General features: G+C 65.1%; 18 protein-coding genes. 12 read left to right on the top strand and 6 right to left on the bottom strand.

Annotation, left to right across the window (positions count from 1 at the left end):
- Positions 1-18 precede the first annotated feature (18 nt).
- Positions 19-1,155, bottom strand: a complete 1,137-nt coding sequence (locus FBY33_RS01505) for an acetylxylan esterase (RefSeq protein ID WP_142028983.1) — start codon at positions 1,153-1,155, stop codon at positions 19-21.
- A gap of 160 nt (positions 1,156-1,315) precedes the next feature.
- Positions 1,316-1,567 carry a hypothetical protein gene (locus tag FBY33_RS01500; protein ID WP_235010298.1) on the bottom strand — a complete coding sequence of 84 codons (252 nt, stop codon included), beginning with the start codon at positions 1,565-1,567 and terminating at the stop codon, positions 1,316-1,318.
- Between the two features lie 339 nt (positions 1,568-1,906).
- Between FBY33_RS01500 and FBY33_RS01495 the strand changes: the two genes are divergently transcribed.
- From FBY33_RS01495 to FBY33_RS01485, 3 genes are all read left to right on the top strand, one after another.
- On the top strand, positions 1,907-2,851 hold the full coding sequence (locus FBY33_RS01495) for a carbohydrate ABC transporter permease (protein ID WP_142028982.1): 945 nt from the start codon (positions 1,907-1,909) through the stop codon (positions 2,849-2,851).
- Entirely contained in the window at positions 2,841-3,785 is a 945-nt protein-coding gene (locus FBY33_RS01490; protein WP_142028981.1) for a carbohydrate ABC transporter permease, read from the top strand. The genes FBY33_RS01495 and FBY33_RS01490 overlap by 11 nt, the downstream gene beginning before the upstream one ends.
- Positions 3,786-4,036: 251 nt before the next feature.
- Positions 4,037-5,410, top strand: coding sequence for an ABC transporter substrate-binding protein (locus FBY33_RS01485; RefSeq protein ID WP_142028980.1), 1,374 nt, complete (start codon positions 4,037-4,039; stop codon positions 5,408-5,410).
- Between the two features lie 121 nt (positions 5,411-5,531).
- Here FBY33_RS01485 and FBY33_RS01480 read toward each other — a convergent pair whose 3' ends face one another.
- Both FBY33_RS01480 and FBY33_RS01475 read right to left on the bottom strand, forming a co-directional pair.
- The gene (locus FBY33_RS01480) at positions 5,532-6,944 is read right to left on the bottom strand and encodes an HNH endonuclease (protein ID WP_235010291.1); all 1,413 of its coding nucleotides are present in this window, start codon (positions 6,942-6,944) and stop codon (positions 5,532-5,534) included.
- A gap of 308 nt (positions 6,945-7,252) precedes the next feature.
- Positions 7,253-9,268 (bottom strand): beta-galactosidase, encoded by a 2,016-nt coding sequence (locus FBY33_RS01475; RefSeq protein WP_142028979.1) that lies wholly within the window; start codon positions 9,266-9,268, stop codon positions 7,253-7,255.
- Positions 9,269-9,443: 175 nt separating this feature from the next.
- Here FBY33_RS01475 and FBY33_RS01470 point away from each other — a divergent pair, with 175 nt between their 5' ends.
- From FBY33_RS01470 to FBY33_RS01450, 5 genes are read left to right on the top strand one after another with little or no spacing between them, the layout of a single operon-like run.
- A complete protein-coding gene (locus tag FBY33_RS01470) occupies positions 9,444-10,733 on the top strand; it encodes an ABC transporter substrate-binding protein (protein WP_142028978.1) in 1,290 nt (429 codons plus the stop codon).
- 47 nt (positions 10,734-10,780) lie between these two features.
- Positions 10,781-11,734, top strand: a complete 954-nt coding sequence (locus FBY33_RS01465) for a carbohydrate ABC transporter permease (protein WP_142028977.1) — start codon at positions 10,781-10,783, stop codon at positions 11,732-11,734.
- Positions 11,731-12,648 carry a carbohydrate ABC transporter permease gene (locus tag FBY33_RS01460; protein WP_142028976.1) on the top strand — a complete coding sequence of 306 codons (918 nt, stop codon included), beginning with the start codon at positions 11,731-11,733 and terminating at the stop codon, positions 12,646-12,648. The genes FBY33_RS01465 and FBY33_RS01460 overlap by 4 nt, the downstream gene beginning before the upstream one ends.
- Positions 12,649-12,666: 18 nt before the next feature.
- Entirely contained in the window at positions 12,667-13,305 is a 639-nt protein-coding gene (locus tag FBY33_RS01455; protein WP_142028975.1) for a Poxvirus protein I5, read from the top strand.
- A 2-nt stretch (positions 13,306-13,307) separates the two neighbouring features.
- Positions 13,308-14,585 carry an MFS transporter gene (locus FBY33_RS01450; protein ID WP_142028974.1) on the top strand — a complete coding sequence of 426 codons (1,278 nt, stop codon included), beginning with the start codon at positions 13,308-13,310 and terminating at the stop codon, positions 14,583-14,585.
- Positions 14,586-14,591: 6 nt separating this feature from the next.
- On the opposite strand, the gene FBY33_RS01445 is transcribed toward FBY33_RS01450, so the two are convergent.
- Together FBY33_RS01445 and FBY33_RS01440 are read right to left on the bottom strand one after the other, a co-directional pair.
- Positions 14,592-17,846, bottom strand: coding sequence for a family 78 glycoside hydrolase catalytic domain (locus FBY33_RS01445; protein WP_142028973.1), 3,255 nt, complete (start codon positions 17,844-17,846; stop codon positions 14,592-14,594).
- Positions 17,846-19,057, bottom strand: a complete 1,212-nt coding sequence (locus tag FBY33_RS01440) for a Gfo/Idh/MocA family protein (RefSeq protein WP_142028972.1) — start codon at positions 19,055-19,057, stop codon at positions 17,846-17,848. Before FBY33_RS01440 ends, FBY33_RS01445 begins: the two co-directional genes overlap by 1 nt.
- A 251-nt stretch (positions 19,058-19,308) precedes the next feature.
- On the opposite strand from FBY33_RS01440, the gene FBY33_RS01435 reads away from it, so the two are divergent.
- The 4 genes from FBY33_RS01435 to FBY33_RS01420 all read left to right on the top strand — a co-directional run bounded on the left by FBY33_RS01435 (position 19,309) and on the right by FBY33_RS01420 (position 23,501).
- Complete coding sequence (locus tag FBY33_RS01435; protein ID WP_142028971.1) at positions 19,309-19,974, top strand: YesL family protein; 666 nt, start codon at positions 19,309-19,311, stop codon at positions 19,972-19,974.
- Positions 19,975-20,124: 150 nt separating this feature from the next.
- Positions 20,125-21,654, top strand: coding sequence for an extracellular solute-binding protein (locus FBY33_RS01430; protein WP_142028970.1), 1,530 nt, complete (start codon positions 20,125-20,127; stop codon positions 21,652-21,654).
- On the top strand, positions 21,655-22,629 hold the full coding sequence (locus tag FBY33_RS01425) for an ABC transporter permease (protein WP_142028969.1): 975 nt from the start codon (positions 21,655-21,657) through the stop codon (positions 22,627-22,629).
- The gene (locus tag FBY33_RS01420; protein ID WP_142028968.1) at positions 22,629-23,501 is read left to right on the top strand and encodes a carbohydrate ABC transporter permease; all 873 of its coding nucleotides are present in this window, start codon (positions 22,629-22,631) and stop codon (positions 23,499-23,501) included. The genes FBY33_RS01425 and FBY33_RS01420 overlap by 1 nt, the downstream gene beginning before the upstream one ends.
- Positions 23,502-23,503: the final 2 nt, after the last annotated feature.

Genomic DNA, 23,503 nt, shown 5'->3' with positions numbered 1-23,503 from the left:
GAACAGTTGTAAAAGTGGTCAGAATGCCAGCGCTTTGGCCAGGAAATCAAGGCCTTCGTCCTGCATGGCAGCGGTGAAGACGTGCCCGCCGGGCTGGAAGCTGCCCGTGTACCGGCCGGTGCCGTCGTGCAGGGATTCCAGGATCCGGTGCGCCTGGCGCATCCCGTCCTCCGGAAAGAGCTCGTCGGCCAGGGCATACTGCACCAGGAACCGGGTTTCGGCTGATCGGGCTGTGAGTTCCGGCCAGTCGCCCAGTTTCCACAGCCCGGGCGTCTGCAGCAGCCAGGAATGGGCGTCCAGGTAGGCAGGGAGAAGGGATTCGAAGGTGGTCATCATGCAGGTCACCACGGCGGCCCGGATACGCGGGCTGAGGACTGAGAGGGCGAGTGACCGGCCGCCGCCGCCGGAGAAGCCGATGCAGCCGAGCCTGTCCTGGTCCACCTCCGGCAGGGCCGCCAGGATGTCGAGGGCGGCAAGGTCGTCGTGCGCCACCATACCGGCCAGGCTGGTGCCCAGGAGGCCGGCGGCTTTGGCAACAGTGTCTTCGTGGAAACCCGCAGCAGCGTTGTATTGGTCGGCGTCGGAGGGCACGACGCCGTCCTCCCGCCACTGCGCCTGCCTCGCCGCTGTCGCCGAGGCGATCCGCCAGGGTGGAGTTGAAAGGTCGAATCTGCGGCTGCCCCAGGCGAAAGTGTCATGGGCCAGGACAGCGAAGCCGCGCCGTGCGACGTCGGTGGCCAGGGCCCGGCCGTCGTAGTGGCCAGCGCGGGCGGCCGCGGCCGACGGGTGGGTGTCCGGTAATTCCACCAGCCGGTCGGCCCCGCCGAACTTGTTTCCGCCATGGCAGTGCAGGGCCAGGACCCCCGGGAGGGGCCCTGAACTTCCGGCCGGCCGGACCAGCCAGCCCGTTGTCCGCGGCCCGAAGCCCAACTGCCAGCTGAGCTGGGAGGTGGTGGCGCCGTCGTACGTTTCCTCCCAGTGCACTGTTACTTCGGGGGCTGCCCCTGCGCCCGGCACACCCAAGGCGTCCGAGAACTCCTGCGCAGGGCGGGTGGACGCCTGGTGGCGTGGATGCTTGCGCAAGTAGGCGGGCCAGTCGTTGTAGCCGGCGATGGCGCTGGGCCGTGCTGCCGGGATCGGTGCTGGTGGGGTCATTTCTGCGGGGGGCACTGTGCCGGCCTCCTTCCGATGGTGATGCTGGCCTTTACGGGCGGACGGTCTGGTCAGCCCAAGTTTTGGGTGACCTCGGAGATCATGCCCTTGGCTGCGTCCCGCGGGGAGATCTTTCCAAAAAGTACATCGGTGTTGTAACGGTTCAATACTTCCATGGTGGTCGAAGATCCTGGACCTTGATGGTGGGGTTTGCGGCTTCGAAGGCTTTGATAACTTCCATAATGGTTTTCGCCCTCGAATCGTTGCCCCACCAGGCGAAACGGATGGTGACAGGGTCTTCCGGCGTCCCCGCTTTTCCGGCCTGCTGGCTGCTGCCGCAGCGGGTCACGGCCAAGGCGAGGGCGGCAACAACGCCGGTGACGCCCATGACGGATTTCTTGACACCAAACTTCATTGGTTGTGCCCCTCGGCTTGTTGGTTGGGGTGGCGCGACGCAGGTAACAGAAAACGTTTTCTCAAAAACTAACAAAGGGCTATACAGGAGTCAAGAAACCGTTTACTTTGGTACGGAGCCGCAATTCAAACGGCACTCCCGGCCCCGGATGCTGCAGTCCTGCAAGGCGGCAGCAGGCCGTGCCGGAAGTGCCCGATCCCCATCGCCTGGCGATGACCGTAACGTGGAGGCCACGATGACCAAAGGAGACCACATGGCCGCAAAACACATCTCCAGGACACTGCGTCCGGCCCTGGCGCCGGCCGCCGTGACCCTGGCGTCCCGGATGGAGCAGGTCCCGTGAGCGCCATCAGCGAGCTCAGTTCCATCACCCGGCGGAAAGGCAAAGCCACCCCCGAGGAGAAGAAGGCCAACAGGCGGGACAACAAGGCCGCCTACATTTTCCTGCTGCCGTGGCTGGTGGGCCTGGTGGCCATCACCATCGGCCCCATGCTGATGTCTCTCTACCTTTCCTTCACGGACTACAACCTGCTCCAGCCGCCGGAGTGGACCGGGCTGGACAACTTCACCCGGATGCTCAGCGACGCCCGGCTGCACAACTCGCTCCGGGTCACGTTCACCTATGTCTTTGTGGGCGTGCCGCTGCAGCTCGCCGTGGCGCTGCTCATTGCGCTCGTCCTGGATAAGGGGCTTCGAGGCCTGCCGTTCTACCGTTCGGTGTTCTACTTGCCGTCCCTCCTGGGCGGCTCGGTTGCCGTTGCCATCCTGTGGAAGCAGATCTTCGGCACCACCGGGCTGGTCAACCAGGTCCTCGCCATGTTCGGCATCCAGGGTCCGGGCTGGATCTCGGACCCCAGTACGGCTTTGGGCTCGATCATCCTGCTGCACGTCTGGACCTTCGGTGCCCCCATGATCATCTTCCTGGCAGGCCTGCGGCAGATCCCCAACATGTACTACGAGGCCGCCAGGGTGGATGGCGCATCGACGCTTCAGCAGTTCCGGCAGATCACCCTGCCCATGCTGAGCCCCATCATCTTCTTCAACCTGGTGCTGCAGATCATCGGTTCCTTCCAGTCGTTCACGCAGGCGTTCATCGTCTCCGGCGGCAACGGCGGGCCTTCGGACTCCACCATGTTCTTCACGCTGTACCTCTACCAAAAGGGTTTCGGCCAGTTCGACATGGGCTACGCGTCCGCCATGGCGTGGGTGTTGCTGCTCATCATCGGCGTGTTCACCGCCATCAACTTCATCGCTTCTAAGTATTGGGTTTTCTATGACGACTAAGCTTGAGACGCTGCCCACCCCGGACAAGAAGTCCGCGGGCGACGGCAAGCCTAAGAACCGCAAGCGCCGGGTCCGCGAGTCCCGTGGAACGCTGGCCTTCAGCCGGGCCCAGCGCGGTAAATCGCTGATGAAGCATGGCATCCTGATCCTGGCCGGCGGGCTGATGATCTACCCGCTCCTGTGGATGGTGGTGTCCTCCCTGCGTCCCAATGAGCTGATCTTCCGCGAGCCGGGCCTCTGGCTCAACAGCCTGGAAATGAGCAACTACACCTCCGGCTGGTCAGCGCTGACGCACCCCTTTGGCCACTACATGCTGAACTCGGCCATCGTGGTGATCGGCTCCATCCTGGGGAACCTCGTTTCCTGCTCCATGGCCGCCTACGCCTTCGCCAGGCTCCAGTTCACGGGTAAGAAGCTGTTCTTCGGCATCATGCTGCTCACCATCATGCTGCCGTTCCACGTGGTCATCGTTCCGCAGTACATCCTGTTCTCGCAGATCGGCTGGGTTAATACCTTCTGGCCACTGCTGGTGCCCAAGCTGCTCGCCACGGACGCGTTCTTCGTCTTCCTTATGGTGCAGTTCATCCGCGGCATCCCCAAGGAGCTGGATGAGGCCGCCAGGATCGACGGCGCCGGCCACCCGCGGATCTTCCTGCGGGTCATCCTGCCGCTGATGGTGCCGGCCCTGGCCACCACCACCATCTTCACCTTCATCTGGACCTGGAACGACTTCTTCGGCGCCCTGATCTACCTCACGGACCCGGACATGTTCACCGTTCCGGTGGCGTTGCGGGCGTTCGTGGATTCACAGTCGGCCACGAGCTGGGGCTCCCTGTTCGCGATGTCGATCGTGTCCCTGCTGCCGGTCTTCCTGGTCTTCCTCTTCGGCCAGCGGTTCCTCATCAAGGGCATCGCCACCACGGGCATCAAATAACCCCCGGCATCTCATAAGCCGGGCGCAACCCTCAAAGACGAACGGCCTGTCCGAGCGGCGGGCCGTTCGTCTTGGTTTTCCGGTGCACCAATCGCTCAATTTTCATGGCAGCACCGTCTTGTAATACAAGTGAGCGACTTATAGCATTAGGATCAGAAAGCGCTTTCACGGCTTTCGGCCAGACTTCCGCTGGAGTCAGCCGCTGTCCCCACAACAACCCGCACCTGGATCAACGAAGATCGGAGTACACAGTGCCGCTTTTCCCCCGTCCTGCGTCTGCTGCCAAGCAGCCTGCAGGGGCACCCGCATCAGGCACCAGCCACCCACCCCGTTTGGGCCGAACCCGTAAGGCCGGCGCGGTTGCCGCCGCAGTCGCCGCCGTTATGGCCCTTAGCGCCTGTGGCGGGGGAGCAGCCCCGCAAGACGCCGACGGCACCGTGGAGCTTCGCTTTTCCTGGTGGGGCGGCGACAAGCGCGCCCAGCTGACCCAGGAGGCCATCAAGCAGTTCGAAGCCGAAAACCCGAAGATCAAGGTCAAGCCCGAGTTCGGCGACTGGAGCGGTTACTGGGACAAGCTGGCCACCCAGGTAGCGGCCAATGATGCCCCGGACATCATCCAGATGGATGAGAAGTACATCACGGAGTACTCCAGCCGGGGTGCCCTTCTTGACCTGTCCAAGTACGACATCAACACTTCCAAACTGGACGAAGCGGCGCTGAACGCCGGCAAGGGCGAGAAGGGACTGACCGGGATCGCCGCAGGCATCAACGCCGCCACCATCCTGGCCAACCCCGCCGTCTTCCAGGCAGCCGGAGTGCCGCTCCCGGACGACACCAAGTGGACGTGGGATGACTTTGGCCGCATTGCCGCAGAAATCACCGCCAAGTCGCCCAAGGGAACCTATGGCGCTGCAGCGTACGGAACTGATGAGGCTTCCCTGGGGGTTTGGCTCCGGCAGAACGGCAAGTCGCTGTACACCTCCGACGGCAAGCTGGGCTTCGAGCCGGGCGACATCGCCGAGTGGTGGTCCTTCCTGAAGCAGCTGAGCCAGAAGAAGGCGGTGCCGTCCGCGTCCGAGGTGGTGGAAGCCGAGGCTGCCCCGCTTGACCAGAGCGGACTGGCCACCGGCAAGAACGGCATGGCCTTCTGGTGGTCCAACCAGGCTCCGGCGCTGGAGAAGGCAAGCGGCGGGGACCTGAAGATCCTGCGGTTCCCCACCAAGACCGGCTCTGCTGATGATGCGGGCCTTTGGTACAAGGCCTCGCAGTTCTGGTCCGCCTCCTCGCGCACCAAGCACCCGCAGGAAACGGCCAAGTTCATCAACTTCCTGACCAACAACGTCAAAGCCGGCGAGGCCCTCCTCGCTGACCGCGGTGTCTACCCCAACTCCGAGGTCCGGGCCGCGATCCAGCCGAAGCTCACCCCGGCCGACGTTAAGGTGGTCAAATTTATCGACCAGATCAAGGATGAGCTCGGCGAGGCACCGGCGCCGCCCCCGAAGGGTGCAGGAGCCATCCAGGAAATCATCAAGCGGTACACCTCGGAAGTCCTGTTCGAACGGCTCTCTCCAGAGGATGCAGGCAAGAAAGCGACCGACGAGATGAAGTCCGCCATCAGCAGCTAGTCCTCACCCCGCCGACACGGCTCCGGACCGTCTGTATGGTGCCTCCTCATCACAGACGTCCGACGGCGGGTGGCAGCTCTGCCCCGGAAGGAACCCATGGTTCCTTCCGGGGCAGAGCTGTTTAAAGCGCAGTTGTCAGGCTGCCCGGGCGGGGTGGTGGAATTGAGCAGCCGCGTTCCCTTCGCCTGGTCCGAAGCTCGTTATGTCGTCGTTCCGGTTCAGCCGGCCGCCGGACCGGCTCGGAGGGCAGGACCCGCCCCAGGACCTGGACGGAAAGGGTTCGTGCCGGAGGGCAGGGTGGGGAGGACTCCCCGTGCAGAAGCTGTTCCTTGAGCCGCCTACCCAGGCCGGTTCCGGGCAGTGGTGGTGCGGTGGAGTGGTAGGTGTGGCCGGTTGGCGTGGTGGTGGCGACGGTGTGCCTACGTCCGGGGATGGGTTTTGTGGTCCAGCCGGGTGTTTCTTTGGTGTGGTTGCAGGCTTCGCAGAGGCCCTGGCCGTTATCGGCGCTGGTGGGGCCGCCATCGTGCCAGGCGGTGATGTGGTCGTGGTGGCGGATCGGGGCGTCGCAGTACGGCGTGCGGCAGGTGTCATCCCGGACCTGGAGGAAGCGTTTCAACCCCGCCGGGAAGAACCGGGCCTTGGAGTCCATCGCCACCAACTCACCGGTAACCGGAGCTGTGTAGAGCCGCCGGACCCAGAGGCTAAGGTCGTTCCCAACAATGCCGGTGAGGGCGATGTCCCGGGCGGCTGCTGCGGGGATGGTGCCGTAGCCGGGGAGCCGGGCGGGTTCGGAATCGGCCTGGAGGAGGGTGCGGTCGGTCATGACGAGCTGGATCTGAACCCCGCTGATCCCGCCCGGGGTACCGGTGACGCGTTCGACGAGGGTGTCGGCCATGACCTGCCCCCGCGACCTCTCATCCCCAGCCGCGCGTGCCGTGTCGGCATCCTTGGTGAGGGCGGTGTACGCGGCGACTCCTTGGGCGACCGGCAGCAGCGCGGTCAGGTACGTCATGGTGTCCGGGGCCGGGCGCAGGCTCACGCTCCGTTCGGTGGCCGCGCGTGCGGCCCGCTTGGCAACCGAGGCAGGGTCCCGCCGGTACGCCGCGGCCCGGACCGCGGCCACAATGGCCTTATCTCCCCTGCCGTCCAGGGCACCGGTGTCGGCTCCGAGTTCCTCATCCACCCCCGCCCGGTCCCCGGGGCTGAGGCAGATGGTTTCCCTCACAACCAGCGTCACCCGCCACTCATTCAACAACCCACTCCGGAACGCGGCGAAGGTGTGCGGCATCCCGGTCAGGGTTTTGGCCAGGCCCAGCAGCCGGGACCCCCGGGCCGGGGATTCACCCCGGGCCAGCGCGATCTGCGCCGCGACCCCGGCACCCTGCTCAGCGGCCGGGACCCCGGCAACGGCCTGCTCCCGCCGCTGCGACAAATCAAAAGCAACGGTGGTATCGGCCTGCCGGGCACCGGCCAGGCACTTCAGGTCCTCCAGCTCCCGCAACTGGTCAATCTTCCCCGCATCATCGCTGGCCATGGGAACAGACGCCAACAGCTTCACGACATCAGCAATGGAAGGGGCAGCAGGCGAGGACAGAAACGAAAACGGGCCCGCAAACGGAGGCGCATCGACAGCAGCGGGCCCGGTATATGGCACTGCCCCCAACCCTGCTGCAACCGTGCCCACAACTGCTTCCATAACCAAAGTGTGGCAGCCGGGTCCGACAATTACCCGCACCCAAAAGCCCTATGTGGAAAACCGGAAAGGCGCCCGCCAGCTGCCCCCCGTCCGTAGTGAAACGGCGGCGCCAAAGGAGGCGCCGCCGTCGTACTTAGAGCGTCCGCTCAGTCTTCGGAGACCACCGCAACACCGCCGGCCGGAATCACGCCGGCAAACGGCTCGCCGGTCAGCAGGTCGGTGCCTGCGGCAGACACCGAAGCGTCCGAACGGGTGTGGTTGATCGCGAACAGGTAGCTCTGCCCGTCGGAGGAAAACCGTCGAACCAGTTCCACGCCGGGATCAGCGGCGGCAACGGGGGAGACGCCGGACTCGGCCAGCAGTTTGTCCAGGACAGCATCAATCCCGTCCCGGTCGGGGAAGGTGGCCAGGTACCAGGCGGCCCCGTTGCCCACGGCGTGCCGGGTGAGGGAGGGGATGCCCTCCAGCGGGTACTCGGTAAAAAACTGAACTGCCTCCGCACCGGCCAGGTGGACGTGTTCGCTCCAGATCGAAGACACCGTGCCGTCGCTCAGCTTCAGCTGCGAACCGGCAAGGAGGGGATGGAACTCCTCAACCCGCACCCCCAAAAGCTCGCGGAAGGCGCCGGGATAGCCGCCCAGCCGCACATGGTCCTTCTCGTCCACGATGCCGCTGAAGTAGCTCACCAGCACCGTGGCACCGGCGGTGGCAGCAGCGGCAATATTGGCGGCCGCCTCATCAGTGATGGAGTACAGGGTGCACACCAGGACCAGGTCGTATCCTTCCAGGGAGGCAGAGGGATGAACCAGGTCCACGGAAATCCCGCGGAGGAAGAGTGCGCGGTGGAAGGCCCGCAGCAGGTCCAGGTACTTCACGTCGATGCTGGGCTTGGAGTCGATCTCGCTGGCCCACCACGCCTCGTAGTCAAAGACAATCGCGGCGCGGGACTGGACCCGCGAACCGCGCACGGGTTCAAGCCGTTTCAGCGCAGCCCCAAGCTCCACCACCTCACGCCACACGCGGGTGTCGCGTCCGCCGTGCGGCACCATGGCCGAATGGAACTTCTCGGACCCGGCAAAGCTCTGCCGCCACTGGAAGAACATCACGGCGTCCGCACCGCGGGCCACGTGGGCCAGTGAATTGCGCAGCATCTCGCCGGGCATCTTGGGCTGGTTGCGCGGCTGCCAGTTAACGGCCGACGTCGAATGTTCCATCAGGATCCACGGGTCGCCGCCGGCAATGCCCCGTGTGAGGTCCGCGCTGAACGCGAGTTCGATCTGCCGTTCGGGGTCGGCGGCCACCAGGTAGTGGTCATTGGCGATGACGTCCAGGTCCTTGGCCCAGTCGAAGTAGTCCATGGACTTGGTGGCGCTGGATGCCATCAGGTTGGTGGTACAGGGGATGTCCGGGGTGACTTCGCGCAGGACGGCCACGAGCTCCCGGTAGTAGTCCATCAGCGCCCAGGAGTTGAACCGCTGGAAATCCAGCTGCTGGCCCGGGTTCAGGGTGGACGGCGCAACGGAAGGCGGCAGGATCTCCTCAAAGGAGCCGTAGTTCTGGGACCAGAATGCCGTCCCCCAGGAAGCGTTGAGCGCATCGATGCTCCCGTACCGGCGCTCCAGCCAGGCGCGGAAGGCAGCGGCGTCCTCGTCCCCGTAGAACTCGGAGACGTGGCAACCCAGTTCGTTGTCCACATGCCACAGTGCCAGGGCCGGATGGTCCTTGTACCGTTCCGCGAGGGCGCGCGTTATCCCGGTGGCGTAGCGGCGGTAAACGGCCGACGACGGCGTGTAGTGCCGCCGCGAGCCCGGCCCCAGCACGGTTCCGTCAGCCGTGACGGGCAGGATTTCCGGATGCCTGCGGACCAGCCAGGCGGGGGGAGCGGCGGTGGCGGTGGCGAGGGCCACTTTGACGCCGATGCCCGCGAGGTTGTCCATCACCTCGTCCAGCCACCCGAAGTCGTAGTGCCCTTCGGAGGGTTCCAGCAGTGCCCAGGAGAAGATCCCGACGCTGAGGAAGTTCACCCCCGCCTCCTGCATGAGTTCCAGGTCCTCCAACCGCACGCTGGCGGGCCACTGTTCAGGGTTGTAGTCACCACCGAAACCGATGCCCTGGACCTTAGTCCAGATGCTCGACGGCCCGTGGGTTTCCTGCTCTGTCATGGGACTCCTTTGTCTGTTTGGGGCGAAAACTCAGTCTGACATCAGACCTTTGGAAAACGCTTGCCCAATTTCGGGAATGCAGATATTGTATCGTTTCAGTAGCCGTGTAAGCCAGCTCACTACTCACGTTGTAGGCGGAGAAATGGCAAAGCACTCATCGAGCAAGGAGGCTCCCGTGATCAACAGAAGGCATTTCCTCACTACCGTGGCCATCGGCACCGCATCCGCCGCAGCGCTGTCGGCGTGCGGCAACGGATCCAGCTCTTCCGGCCAGACCGGATCCGCTGAGAAACCCGTCACCATCAACTACACCTGGTGGGGCAACGACGACCGCGCGACGCGCACCCGCAAGGCCATCGAGCTGTTCGAATCCAAGAACCCGGACATCAAGGTCAACGGCAACTTCACCGACTTCGCCGGCTACTGGCAGAAGCGTGCCACCGAGGCTGCCGGCGGTGGCCTGCCGGACGTCATGCAGTGGGACCTGTCCTACCTGCGCGACTACGGCCAGCGCAACCAGCTCCTGGACCTCAGCACCGTCAAGATCGATACATCCGCCTTTGACAAGTCCCTCCTGCCGTCGGGCCAGATCAAGGGCAAGACCTATGGCATCCCCACCAGCACCAACGCCTTCGCCGTCTACTATGACCCCGCAAAGCTGGCCCCGTTGGGCATCGCGGAGCCGACCGGCAAATGGACCTACAAGGAATTCAACGACTTCCTTACCCAGGTGGGAACCAAGAGCAACGGCGCCCTCTACGGCGGCACCGACTACACCGGCGTCTGGTGGATGTTCAACATCTGGCTGCGCCAGAACAAGATCGAGGCCTTCACCTCTGACGGCAAGCTGGGCTTCAGCAAGGACGACCTGAAGAAGTGGTGGAACCTTCCCGCGAACCTGCGGGGTACAGGTGCCATCATTCCCGAGGACCGCGTGACGCAGCTGGCTCCGAAGTCGCCGTTCGGCTCCAACGCCACTGCCACCGAAGTCACCTGGGACAACTTCATGGCCGGCTACCTGGGCGACAGCGGCGCCAAGGAACTCAAGCTGGTGCCGGTTCCGTCCGACGATCCGAACAATCTTGGCCTGTTCCTCAAGCCCTCCATGCTGATGGTGGCCAGTGCGAAGACCAAGTACAAGGACGCTGCTGCCCGGTTCATTGACTTTATGGTCAACGACCCGGAGGTGGGCCAGATCTTCAAGACCTCCCGCGGCGTCCCCGCCTCCAAAACCCAGCGTGACGGCACCACGTTCGAAGGCACGGACAAGCTGGTGGTGGATTACGAAAAGTCCATTGAAAAGTACCTCAAGGACGCCCCAGAGCCGCCCATCGTCGGTTTCGGCACGCTCGAAGCCTCCTTCAAGCGCATCGCCTCGGACCTGAACTACGGCAAGCTCACCATCGACGGTGCCACCGATGCCTGGTTCAAGGAAGCCGAAGACCTCATCAAGCAGAACGGCTGATCAGGCACATTGCCTCATCAAGCGTTCACGACTGACGGAATGACCTCGTGACTCAAAGCCCAACCCTGAGCAGGCGTTCGGCGTCGTCCGGATCCCCGCTGCCGCGCAAGTCGCGGCGGCGGGGCGCGGATGCCCGTGCCGGCTACACCTTCCTGCTGCCCTGGCTGCTGGGATTCATTGCCCTCACGGTTGGGCCAATGATCTCCTCGCTCTACCTGTCCTTCACCAACTACAACCTGTTCGAGCCGCCAAAGTGGATCGGCCTGGACAACTACACCACCCTGTTCCAGGACGAGCGCTTCCTGCAGTCCGTTGGCGTGACCGTGGGCTACGTGGTGTTCGGTACGCCGCTGAAACTCGCGGCGGCGCTGGCGGTGGCCATGCTGCTGAACAGCAAGCGCCGTGGCCAGGGCTTCTACCGCTCCGCCTTCTACGCCCCGTCGCTGATCGGTGCATCCGTCTCCATCGCCATCGTCTGGAAAGCGATGTTCGGCGACAGCGGCCCGGTGGACCAGGGCCTGTCCTTCTTCGGGATCAACCTGGGCGGCTGGGTGGGCAACCCCGCAATGACCATGCCGATGTTCATCCTGCTGACGGTGTGGCAGTTCGGTGCCCCGATGGTGATCTTCCTGGCCGGCCTCAAGCAGATCCCCGTTGATCTCTATGAGGCAGCCTCGATGGACGGCGCCGGCCCGGTGCGGAAGTTCTTCAACATCACCTGGCCCATGCTCTCCCCGGTGATCTTCTTCAACCTGCTGATGGAGACCATCCACGCATTCCAGATCTTCGCGTCGGCCTACATTATTTCCAACGGTGAAGGCGGCCCCGCCGGCTCCACCCTCTTCTACACCCTCTACCTGTACCTGCGGGGCTTCAGCGATTTCCGGATGGGCTACGCCTCGGCCATGGCCTGGCTGCTGGTGATCGTGGTCGGCATCATCACGCTGATCTTCTTCCGCACGTCCAAGTCCTGGGTCCACTACAGCGGTGATGCAAAATGACAACCATGGCAACGCCAACCCAGTCCGCCCCGGACACGGCGGCCCAGGCCTACAACCCGAAATCCGAGTCCGCCGGGGCCAAGCGGGCCAAGAGCGCGATCTTCCACCTCGTGGCCCTGATCCTGACCGGCATCGTGCTCTACCCCGGTCTGTGGATGATTGCCTCGTCCTTCAAGCCCAACGCGGAAATCGGCGGCCAGAACACGTCGCTGTGGTCCAACAACTTCAGCTTCGACAACTTCGTCACGGCGATGGACGGGATCGGCGGGGTATCCACACTGCAGTTCTTCACCAACTCGCTGATCCTCGCCCTCGGCGCCGTGCTGGGGACCGTCCTCTCGGCAAGTGTGTCGGCGTACGCATTCGCCCGGATCAACTTCCCCGGCCGCAGCGTCTTGTTCGGCATGATGATCGCCACCCTGCTGCTGCCCTTCCACGTGGTGATCATCCCGCAGTACATCGTGTTCCAGCAGTTGGGCCTGGTGGACACCTATGTGCCGCTGCTGATCGGCAAGTTCCTGGCCGCGGACGCGTTCTTCGTCTTCCTCATGGTCCAGTTCATGCGCGGCCTGCCCGCTGAACTGGATGAGGCGGCAAGGATCGACGGCGCAGGACACGCACGGATCTTCGGCTCCATCATGCTGCCGCTGATGAAGCCGGCCCTGATCTCCACCTCGATCTTCTCCTTCATTTGGAGCTGGAACGACTTCCTGGGCCCGCTGCTGTACCTGAACACCCCGGACAAATACCCGCTGCCGCTGGCCCTGCGGCTCTTCGTGGACCAGACCCAGTCCTCGGACTACGGCGCCATGATTGCCATGTCCGTACTGGCCCTGCTGCCGGTGCTGATCTTCTTCCTGATCTTCCAGCGGTACATCGTCGAAGGCGTCTCCACCCAGGGCCTCAAGGGCTAACGGACAGCAAGGCAGAAAATGAGCACCATGGACAGCACCACACCCGCATCCAGCCACGAGCCCATCCCGGTGAACCGGTTCGCCCTGTTCTCCGAAACCCTCCTGGCGGGGGTGCTGGTGCTGGTGCTGTCCATCCCGCTGGTCACCATTCCCGCCGCCTACGCCGCCGGTACCGCCCACCTTGAGCGGCACCTGAACGGCCGGGACGATTCGGTCCGCGGCCTCTGGGGCCTGTTCAAGGCTGCCCTGCCCGGCAGCTGGAAACTGGGGCTCATGACGGCGGCAGCCGCCGTCGTGATTGTCCTCAACCTGCTGCTCGCGTGGGTGGGCCAGTTGCCTGGCCGTGGCGTGGTCCTTCCCGCCACGCTGCTGCTTGCCGCCGGCGCAGCCATCCTGCTGCTCCGCACGGCATCCGCATGGTCCGATTTCTCAGCCACCGGCACCGGAAGCACCGGCAAGGACACGTGGCGCCGGGCCCTCCAGGCCGGCCAGGCAATCTCGCTGCGCGACTGGACCGGCTCCCTGCTGATCGCCGCCGCGCTGTTCGGTGCCGTGGTGTTTGTCTGGATGCTCGCCGCACTTTTCGTGGTGGTTCCCGGCACCCTGATCCTGGCCGCAGCCGCAGTGAAGCTGCGCTCCCACCGCCACCGCAACTGACTGTGCCTTCCCGCCGCACCCGTTCGGCTCCGGCCGCCCGTCCCGGGATCAGCCAGCCCCGCTGGTACCACCCCTTAAAGCAGCACAACTACCGCCTGTTCCTGGCCATGCAGCTGGCCGGCAGCCTTGGTGTCTGGATGCAGCGCCTGGCCCAGGACTGGCTGGTGCTGCAGCTGACCGGAAGCCCCGCCGCGGTGGGTGCCGCCGTCGCCCTCCAATTCCTGCCCATGCTGGTGGTGGGGCCGCTCGCGGGACTGGTGGTGGACATCTTCCCCAAGCGCCGCATCATGATGGTGTGCCAGTCAATCATTGTGCTCCTCGGTGTGGGGCTGGCCGCGTGGGCCGCGAGCGGCACCATCACCGTATGGGTGGTCTACGCCAGCTGCATTGCGCTGGGCATTACGGCAGCGGTGGACCAGCCCACCCGGCAGGTCTTCGTCAATGAAGTGGTGGGCGACGCCGGCCTGCGGCCCGCCATCGGACTCAACAACGCGCTGTCCCAGCTGGGCGCCATGGCCGGCCCGGCACTGGGCGGCATCCTGATCGCACAGGCGGGCCCGGCGGCCGCCTTCGCTTCAAACGCGCTGATCGGCGTGCTGGTGCTGGGCATGATCGCCGCCATCCGTGGCCGGGAGCTGCATCCGGGTGTACCGGCGGAGCGGGGGCGCGGGCAGGTGCTGGCCGCTTTCCGGTACGTCCGGGAACGGCCGCGGCTGCTTCTCCTCATCCTGCTGGCGGGGCTGCTGGGCGCCTTCGGCATGAACGGGCCCGTGGTCCTCGCCGCCTTCGCCGAACGGGTGTGGCACAACGGCGTGGAAGGCTTCGGGCTGTTTAACACCGTCAGTGCCCTCGGGGCGCTGGCAGGCGCGCTCCTTGCGGCCCGGCTGGGGAACATGGGCCGCCGCGGCATCGTGGCTGCGGCGGGTCTCTTCGGGCTGTCGCAGCTGGTGGCCGCCCTCATGCCCAACCTGGTGCTGTTCGTGGGCATGCTGGTGGTGGTGGGCATCATGACGCTCTTGTTCCTGACCAGCGCCGCCACAGCGGTCCAGCTGGAGGCGGGGCCAGCCATCCGCGGCCGCGTCATGGCGCTGTACCTTCCGCTCCTGCTGGGCGGGCATGCCTGCGGTGGACTCCTGGCGGGCTGGCTGACCGAACAGTTCGGCGTCCGCACCGGCCTGGTGGTTACCGGCGGCCTGGGTATGCTCTCCGCGGCCGTGGTGGGCCTGCTGCTGTGGTGGCACGGGCGGCGGCAGAGGGATTCTGCGCCAGCGGGGTCTTAGGGAGGATTAGGCGGGCGTGAAGGTCCAGGTCCCGGTATGGACCCGGAAGTCGCGCGTGGCTTGGGGCGCCTCGTTGTCACCTGGAGCGGAACGCACGACGGCGGCATCCGCACCGGGCCCCTTGACGCCGTAAGTGCCGGCGGGCAGCCGGACGGTGGCTGTAACGCCAGGCGGAATGGTGCACTCCAGCTCCACCTGTCCGCCGCGGCGCTGCCAATCTGCGTGCACATACCCGTTGCCCACCGGGACGCTGCCGCGGGCGTGCTCCAACCGGCACAACGGCGGAGCGATCAACACGCCATTCCCGCCGGGCACGCTGAACCGGACTCCGAGCAGGTGCTCCAGGATCTCCTTGAGCACCGCTGCGGACCAGGCGTGCGACTGGCTGTAGTCGCTGCCGTCCGCCAGGTCCCACGCCTCCCAGGTGAAAGTGGCGCCGCGGTCCAGGAGCCGCGCCCAGCCGGGTTGATCCTTGTTGGTGAGCAGATCCAGCACCGCATCCGTCATCCCTTGGCCCACCAGCGCCCGGACCAGACGGTGCACGGTCATGGGGCCCTGCCGCATGCCCATCCCGGCGATCCGGGCGGCGTCCGCTGCGGCGTACGTTGGCTCAGTGATGCCCAGCGACAGCGGGAAGGACGTGGCGTGCTGGGAGGCATGGGAGCTGGGCGTCCCATCCGCGTACAGCCCGTCCACCATGACCCCTTCCACCCGCAAACGCGTGCGGACGGCAGTTGCCAGGGCACGGGCAGCAGCGGCGTAGCGGGCTGCCGCGCCCTCATCGCCTGCCGCACCGCAGAGCCGGGCGGTGGATACCAGTGCCGAGTACGCCTGGACATTGACAGTGGTTTTGGCCGCGCATTCCATGTCGTAGCCGAACCGGCCGGGTGCCGGCCAGTCCACGATGCCGTGCAGGTAGGGGCCGGAGCCGCCGCCCAGGCTGGTGACCAGTCCCGCCGTCGGGCCTTCTGCTGGAATATAGCGCAGGGCGTAGTCAGCTGTGTTGCACAGGTGCGGCAGCAGCTCCCGGACCAGGGCAAGATCACCCGTGCGGAGGTGGTACTCCTCGGCCCACTCCGGCAGCATCAGGGAAAAATCGGGGATATCGCGCTTGCCGTCGCCGTTGGGATAGACGGCGTTATAGCGCCCCTTCTCCTCCCCGGCATTCCAGTAACGGCGGGCGGACCATGCGAACTCCCGCATCGCCTGCGCCGTGAAGGCGTGTTCGCCGAACAGCGCCATGGTGGCATAGGAGATGTTGGCGGCGTCGGCCAGGAACTGGCCCTTTTCGCGGGTGGGGGTATCCACGAACTGCTCCTGCACGCCATACAGCGCAGAATCGCGGAGCAGCCCGAACACGGAGTCCAACACCGGGTCCGAGCTGCTGAAGCTGCCCTCGCCGGGATGGCTGGCGTGGACAGTGGCGGCGCCGACGCGTGAGACCTCCGCGGCATCCACGCCGGGGAGCTCCAGGTAGCGGAAGCCCAGGTGCACCGACGCCCGGTACTGCTGCGGCCCTGAGGTTTGGGTGTAGGGAAAGGACATGTCGGTGTTCTGGCTGGCGGTCTTCCCGGCGTCCACCCTGCCGTCGGGACCCAGCGCGTAGCCGGCACGGAGCATGACGGTGCGCCCTGGCGCGCCGGCTAGAAAATCAATTTCGGGCTTCGCGGGGACCACCTGGCCGAAGTCCGCCACCATGGTGCCATCGACGGCGGTCAGGAACTGCTGCGGCGCCACGAACCGGCCGGCAAGGAAGGTCCTGCGGGGGTGCAGCCGGGGAAAGTCCGACGACGGGTGGCGGCCTGAGGTGATGGCCGCCGGCAGGTCAATTGCGGCGTTAAGGGACGCGGCAGCCTCCCCGTCCAGGTGCTCCACCGGATCGCCCTCATCGTTGCGGTAGCCCGACTGGCGGTACGGGGCTTCGCCCGCGGTCCAGTCCGGGCCGGACGTGAGGACTTCGCGGCGCCCGTCGTCGTAGTCCACGGTGAGCCGGACCAGGAGGCCCGGAATGCCGGCGGCACGGCCCTGGCCCGGGCCGTACCAGTGGAGCAGGGCTGTTACCGGCACGGGCGTGTCCACGGGGTGTCCGGCGAGGACGTCCGTGAGGTCGACGGCGTCGTAATAGCCTTCGCCGGGGTAGCCGAACGAGGTGGTGCTGAGGCAGGGTGTTCCGGCGACGGAGAGCTGGGCGTGGTGGTGGGCTGCGGCGTAAAACCGGGCCCGCCGCACCGTCCCAGTGATTTTCAGGGTGCCCCGGAACAGGGTCCACTCATCGGGCTGGCGGTGTGCCGTGGTCCGGGACCAGCGCGCCAGGCAGGCCAGGGCCAGCTCACTGCCGGCATCGAAGCGGTGGTCCAGCAGGAGTTCTTCCCGTTCGCCGGGTTTCCCTTCTGTGGTGCCCGCGATGCGCAGCGAGGCGTACTCGGCCTGGCTCCGCGGGCCCTGGTGCAGGGCAAGCCTGCCCGCGGCGACTTGGTCAACGGACTGTTCAACCGCCAGCAGTTCCATGCCGTCCACTGCCACCCGGATGGTCCTGCCGTCGTCGCTTACGGCAAGGTCCCGCCAGGCACCGGATGCAGCGCCCATGGCGTGGGCGCTAGCCAGTACCGGGGTTTCCGGGGCGGCGGGGGCCGGGATCTCCCAGGCCGGAGCGGGGCGGAGCGATACCTGTCCGTCGGCGCCCAGCTCAAGCAACAGGCCGGTTCCGGGGCCGCTGCTGCGCAGGAGCAGGCCAGCGCGGCCCATCACGGGGCGGAGCCGGGCCTCCAGCCGGAAGCTGCGGAGCCCGGGGCAGGGGACAGGCAGGAAGGGGGACCCGGCCACCCGGAGCGCGTCGTTGAGGATCTCCAGCGGAGCACGCCCACCCGGCACCCGGCCCATCCAGCCGGCCTGCCAGGAACTGTCAGTAAGGCCGGTGCTGAAGGGCTGCAGGGCGGACCAGGAACCGGGGACTCCGGCTCCGTCCCGGATGCGCACGCGCCAGGCGTAGTCAGCGTCGTCGTCCAGCCGGGAACCGCCATACGGAATGCCGCATTGGCAGGATGACGCCACCGGCCCCGACGTCCACAGAACCGTCCCCCGCCCGTCCTGGACCTCAAGTTCATAGCCGGTTTGCCGCGCAAGGGCGGGATCGCCGCCGTCGTCCAAGTGCAGCTGCCAGCTGAACAGAGGGGAGGGGACGGCGGTCAGGCAGGACTCAAGCCCGTCCGTCAGGAGGTTGGCAGCGTGGAGTTGCCCGGCTTCCGGCTCCTGCGCTGCCATCAGGAAGCAGGCAGCTCGAAGGCAACCGGGGCCGCGGCGGCCCAGGGGAGGCCCAGTTCGCTGAAAGTGGCATGCTGCCGGCCCGCGCGCTCCAGGGCGTCCTCAATGCCCACCACCACGGCGTGCGCTGCATCGCCTTCGCCTTCCCAGCGGACATGTGCGGGATCGATGGGAGCAGGAAGCGGTGCAGTCCTGACGGCCTCCAGAACCAGCATGAAGGCTCCACTGTCCACCAGGCTGCTGGTGAGCGGAACTCCATGCGCCCGGTGGGCCAGCAGGTTTTCCGTCAGGTCGTCGCGGCCATAGGTTTCCTCCGTGTGCCCGGACCCAGTCTCGATGGTGAGCCGGTCCTCGGTGTAGTGGAACACCGCCGTGCCGGCCGAGCCCTGCAGGGTCAGGTAGGGCTCCACGGATTCCGACGCGCAGATGGTCAGGGCGCACGTAATGGGCAGCCCGGCCGCGGTGCGGATCCGGATGACGGAGGTGTCATCGGATTCGATGTCATTGGCGCGGTACAGTTCGGTCTCCACGGACGCAACGTCCGCGGTGGTGCGCGCCCCGGCAATGCGCAAGGCAGTTGCCACGGCGTGCGCCAGCGGGTTGGTGGCCACACCGTCCACCACGTCCACGCCGTTGATGCTCCGTTTTCCGGCCCAGCGGGAGCGTTTGTAGTAGGCCCTGTCGCGGACCCAGCGCCCGGTGGCGGAGATGCCTTCCAGGGTTCCGATGGTGCCGGCGGCAAGCAGTTCTTCGATGGCCTTCAGGGCGTGCGAGCCGAGGCTCTGGAATCCGATTTGTACCCCGCGGCCGGATGCCGATGCCGCCGCACAGAGGCGGTTGAAGTCGGCCAGGGAAGCGACCGGAGGCTTCTCCAGGTACAGTTCCGCGTCCGTGGCCAAGGCGGCCAGGGCCAGCGGGGCATGGGTCTGGATGGGCGTGGCCACGATGATCAGGTCCAGGTCCGGGGTGTCCTTCAGGAGGTGGTCCAGTCCCGGGTGGACAGCGGCCGACGGCGGGACGGTCCCGGGTGCCGTCGGCTGCGGGTCCGCGACGGCAACGAGTTCAACGCTGCCCGCGGCCTGGAGTCGCTCCAGGTTCCGGAGGTGGTGGGTGCCAAAGCCGTGCACTCCCACCAGTGCAACCCGGGCCGCAGGTTGCGGGATGGCCGCTGTTCCGGCGTCGCTGCCGGGCGCTTCCGTTGCCGTTCCCAATGGTTCTCCATTCCGCCCTGGCACCAGCTTCGCGGGCACCGAATCTTCTCGCCCGCACATCCCAGCAAGCGCTTTCCACCAACAAGTGTGCGGTATGCCACCCTGCCGAGTCCAGCTATGTAACGATTCAAAATTTCGCTTGACCATCGTGTGGCAGGAGGTCTAGATTTTCGAGAAACCGATTACCAGCGTGATGCGGGACACTTTCCGCTTCGCCTCTGCAACGATGGAGAACAGAAGGGAGCCCCGCCATGCTGTCCGGGACCTTCAGTGCGCGTGCCTACTCATTTTTTGACACACTCGTCTGGATAGCGGGACTGAACCTGCTGTGGATCGCCTTTACCCTCTTGGGTCTTGGGGTCTTCGGTGCGGGACCGGCCACCGCTGCCGCCCACATCGCGGTGCGCAAACGGGCGGCGGGCGACGGTGCTCCGCTGCTGCAAAGCTTCGCCGCCGCGTACTTCCGCAACTTCTTCAGGACGAACATGCTTTCCCTGCCGCTGATGGGCGTCGCGGCGGCCCTTGTCCTGAACTGGAACTACTTCTCCCGGGGCCCGGGGCTCTTTCCGCAGCTCATGGCGGCCGGCATCTTCGTTGCGGCGATCTTCCTGGCCGGCGCCGCCTGCTATGTGTTCCCCATGTACGCGCGGTACGAGTTGCCTGTGCCGCAATACCTGCTGATGTCCTCCCGTTTTGCGGTGCGGCACCTGGCAGGAACGGTCATCCTGCTCTTCGTCACCGCTGCGGTGGTGTATGCCAGCAGCTGCGTTCCGGGCCTGATCCCGTTCTTCAGTATTGGAGCCTGGCTCTACCTCACGGGCTGGTTGTGTGACCGCTTCTTCGCAGCCAATGACGAGTCGGTGGCGGCGGCGGAACCTGCCGCCCACCCAGCTCTTCATCGAGCTTCCGCCGCCTGACTGCTCCCACTGAGCACCCCGCGCCTGCCCCTGCTGCATGGCCCTGCGGGGGCCGAAGGGTGGACCACTTGAATGACCGAGCAATAAATGAAACGTATCAATCCAAGGGGCGACGTGCCCCAAGTACCCCAACGAAGTGGAGTGGAAAATATGATCCGCAGAAAACTATCCCTGGCCGCCGCCGTCGTCACCGCCACGGCCCTGACCCTCACCGCCTGCAGCGGGGGTGACACCCCGGCCGCGGACCTCACCTCTGTGTCCATCATGGCCCCGTTCCTCGAGGCGCAGCCGCCCGCAGCGGACGGTGCCGTCCAGAAGAAGCTGGAAGAGCTTACCGGCAAGCAGGTCAAGATCAACTGGACCCCCAACGCGTCCTACGAGGACAAGACCAACATCACGCTGGCGTCCTCGGACATTCCGCAGATCATGGTGATCCAGGGGAAGACACCCGGATTCGTGAAAAACGCCCAGGCCGGCGCCTTCTGGGACCTGACCGACAAGCTGGACAAGTACCCCAACCTCAAGACAACCTTCCCGGACATCCAAAGGAACGCCAGCATCAATGGCAAGGTCTACGGTGTGTTCCGCGGCCGCGCCCCCATGCGTGCGGCCGTGATGTTCCGTCAGGACTGGCTGGACAAGCTGGGGCTGCAGCCGCCCAAGACCACCGAAGACCTGTACAAGGTGGCCAAAGCCTTCACCGAACAGGACCCGGACGGCAACGGGCAGAATGACACCTACGGCATCACCGTCCCTAAATGGGGTGCGCTGGGCACCAACAGCCCCTTCGACCTCATCGAGGAGTGGTACGGGGCCGGAAACCGCTGGACGGAGCGGGACGGGAAGCTGATCCCCAGCTTCGAAACCGACGAATTCCTCGAAGCGGACCGGTTCATCAAGAAGATGGTGGATGAAAAACTCATCAACCCGGACTTTGCCACCTTTGACAGCACCAAGTGGAATGAGCCGTTCTTCAACGGCAAGGGCGGCATTATTATCGACGTCGATTCCCGTGTGAGCGTCCTCATCAACCTGTTCAAGCAGGCCGACCCCAACAACTTCCAGAACAAGGTGGGCTTCGTGGGCAACCTCGAAGGACCCGATGGCGAACTGCACGCCCACCCCTCCGACGGCTACTCCGGATTCCTTGCCATTCCCAAGGCCAGCGTCAAGAGTGAGGCAGAGCTGGACAAGGTTTTGGAATTCCTGAACACCATGAACGGCAAGGACGTGGCCATCCTGCTGAACAACGGCATCGAGGGCGTGAACTTCAAGGTGGAGGACGGCAAAGCGGCCACCATCAAGCCGGAGACCCCCGAGGGCAAGGCCGTCACCACCGATATCAAGAGCTACGCGCAGCTGGGCATGAATGTTGCGGGCAACGAGTTCTACCCGGTGAAGCAGCCCTCCGACTACGAGCAGCAGGTCTTCGACAAGCGCACCGAAGTGATGGCCGCGGACCTCAAGAGCGCCGTCTACAACCCGGCTGCGCCCTACGTTTCCCAGACCTACGTGGCCAAGGGTGCCCAGCTGGACAACATCGTGGCCGACGCCCGCATCAAGTACCTGGCCGGCCAGATCGACGAGCAGGGCCTCAAGGACGCCATCAAGCTCTGGGACACCAGCGGCGGCAACAAGGTCAAGGAAGAGATCAACAAGCTCTGGCAGGACAACAAGTAAATGGCAGCCCCTGTCATTGACACCCTCGCCGGGGAGCGGGTGGGCAAAAAATCGCCCGCTCCCCGCACCGGGGGCAGGTTCTCCGTCCATTTCGCCCACTACAAGTGGCTGTACCTGCTGCTCCTGCCCGGTGTGGTGTACTTCGCGGTGTTCCGCTATGCACCCATGTACGGGGTGTCCATCGCGTTCAAGGATTACGTCCCGTTCCTTGGCGTGAACGGCAGCCCCTGGGTTGGGTTCCGCAACTTCGAGGATTTCTTCGCCAACCCCGACTTTCCGAGGCTGCTTGGCAACACCCTGATCCTGGCCTTCCTTAACCTGGGCGTCGCTTTTCCACTGACCATCATTTTGGCGCTGCTGCTCAACGAGGTGCGGCTGTCCATCCTCAAACGCACGGTCCAGACGCTGGTGTACATCCCGCACTTCCTGTCCTGGACCATCGTGGCGTCCCTGAGCTTCCTGCTGTTCGCCCTGGACATCGGCCCGCTGTTCCAGCTCCTGAACAGCGTCATGGGCACCAACATCGACTTCCTGTCCGACCCTGCCTGGTTCCGGCCGCTGATCGTGCTGCAGGAAATCTGGAAGAACACCGGCTGGGGCACCATCATCTTCCTGGCCGCGCTGTCCACCGTGGACCAGGACCAGTATGAGGCGGCCATCATCGACGGCGCCGGCCGGTTCCGCCGCGTCTGGCACATCACCCTTCCGGCGATCCGGTCCACGATCATCGTGATGCTGATCCTTGCCATCGGGCAGATGCTCAACACCGGCTTCGAACAGATCTACCTGATGACCAATGCGCTGAACCGTGAGGTGGCCGACGTCTTTGACACCTACGTCTACTTCGTAGGCATCACCCAGGGCGCCTACAGCTACTCCACGGCCGTGGGCCTGTTCAAATCCCTGGTGGGCATCGTGCTGATCTTCGGCACCAACTGGCTGGCCAAGCGATTCAACCAGAGCGGACTGTTCTAATGAAGATTCACAACACCCGCGGCGGCCGGATCTTCGACGCCGTCAACTACGCCTTCCTGTCCCTGATTGGCATCATCACGCTGCTGCCGTTCGTCTACGTCTTCGCTGGGTCCTTTGCCACCGAAGCCGAGATCACCCGCCGGGTGTTCTTCGTATGGCCGGAACGGTTCACCTTGGGCTCCTACGAGTACATCTTCGCCACGCCCGCGTTCGTCCGGGCCCTGGTGACCACCATCCTGGTCACCGCGGTGGGCACCCTGATCCAACTCGCCTTCACCGTGACCATGGCCTACCCGCTGGCCAAGAAGACGCTGCGGGGCAGGAACGTCATCCTGTCCCTGGTGGTTTTCGCCATGGTCTTCTCCGGCGGGATGATCCCCACCTTCCTGCTGGTCAAGGACCTGGGCCTGCTCAACTCCTACTGGGCGCTGATTCTGCCCGCGGCCATCAACCCGTTCAGCCTGATCATCATCAAGAATTTCTTCCAGGAACTCCCCGCGGAGCTTGAGGAATCAGCCAAGATGGACGGCGCCACCGAGATCGGTATCCTCTGGCGGATCCTGCTGCCGCTGTCCAAGCCGGTGCTGGCCACGTTCGCCCTCTTCTACGCCGTGGGCATCTGGAACGACTTCATGTCGCCCCTGCTCTACCTCAGCGACAACTCCAAATGGACCCTCCAGATGTACCTCCGCCAGGTCACCGCCGCCTCCGACCTGCTGGGCACCGGCAACGTGGACCCCAATTACATCCCGCCGGAACAGGGCATCAAGTTCGCCGTGATCGTGGTGGCAACCCTGCCCATCCTTATTTTCTATCCGTTCCTGCAGAAGCACTTTGCCAAGGGCATGCTCATCGGCTCCGTGAAAGGCTGACC

Origin of the sequence: Arthrobacter sp. SLBN-112 (assembly GCF_006715225.1) — a bacterium.
In the GTDB taxonomy this organism is placed as follows: Bacteria; Actinomycetota; Actinomycetes; order Actinomycetales; family Micrococcaceae; genus Arthrobacter.
This window is presented reverse-complemented; position numbering and strand designations above follow the sequence as displayed.

What these genes read in the sequence shown, in the direction of transcription:
- FBY33_RS01445 (WP_142028973.1), bottom strand. Translation starts at nt 17,846, where the DNA reads ATGGCAGCGCAGGAGCCGGAAGCCGGGCAACTCCACGCTGCCAACCTC.
- FBY33_RS01480 (WP_235010291.1), bottom strand. Translation starts at nt 6,944, where the DNA reads ATGGCCAGCGATGATGCGGGGAAGATTGACCAGTTGCGGGAGCTGGAG.
- FBY33_RS01455 (WP_142028975.1), top strand. Translation starts at nt 12,667, where the DNA reads ATGAGCACCATGGACAGCACCACACCCGCATCCAGCCACGAGCCCATC.
- FBY33_RS01475 (WP_142028979.1), bottom strand. Translation starts at nt 9,268, where the DNA reads ATGACAGAGCAGGAAACCCACGGGCCGTCGAGCATCTGGACTAAGGTC.
- FBY33_RS01505 (WP_142028983.1), bottom strand. Translation starts at nt 1,155, where the DNA reads ATGACCCCACCAGCACCGATCCCGGCAGCACGGCCCAGCGCCATCGCC.
- FBY33_RS01425 (WP_142028969.1), top strand. Translation starts at nt 21,655, where the DNA reads ATGGCAGCCCCTGTCATTGACACCCTCGCCGGGGAGCGGGTGGGCAAA.
- FBY33_RS01500 (WP_235010298.1), bottom strand. Translation starts at nt 1,567, where the DNA reads ATGAAGTTTGGTGTCAAGAAATCCGTCATGGGCGTCACCGGCGTTGTT.
- FBY33_RS01430 (WP_142028970.1), top strand. Translation starts at nt 20,125, where the DNA reads ATGATCCGCAGAAAACTATCCCTGGCCGCCGCCGTCGTCACCGCCACG.
- FBY33_RS01435 (WP_142028971.1), top strand. Translation starts at nt 19,309, where the DNA reads ATGCTGTCCGGGACCTTCAGTGCGCGTGCCTACTCATTTTTTGACACA.
- FBY33_RS01420 (WP_142028968.1), top strand. Translation starts at nt 22,629, where the DNA reads ATGAAGATTCACAACACCCGCGGCGGCCGGATCTTCGACGCCGTCAAC.
- FBY33_RS01460 (WP_142028976.1), top strand. Translation starts at nt 11,731, where the DNA reads ATGACAACCATGGCAACGCCAACCCAGTCCGCCCCGGACACGGCGGCC.
- FBY33_RS01490 (WP_142028981.1), top strand. Translation starts at nt 2,841, where the DNA reads ATGACGACTAAGCTTGAGACGCTGCCCACCCCGGACAAGAAGTCCGCG.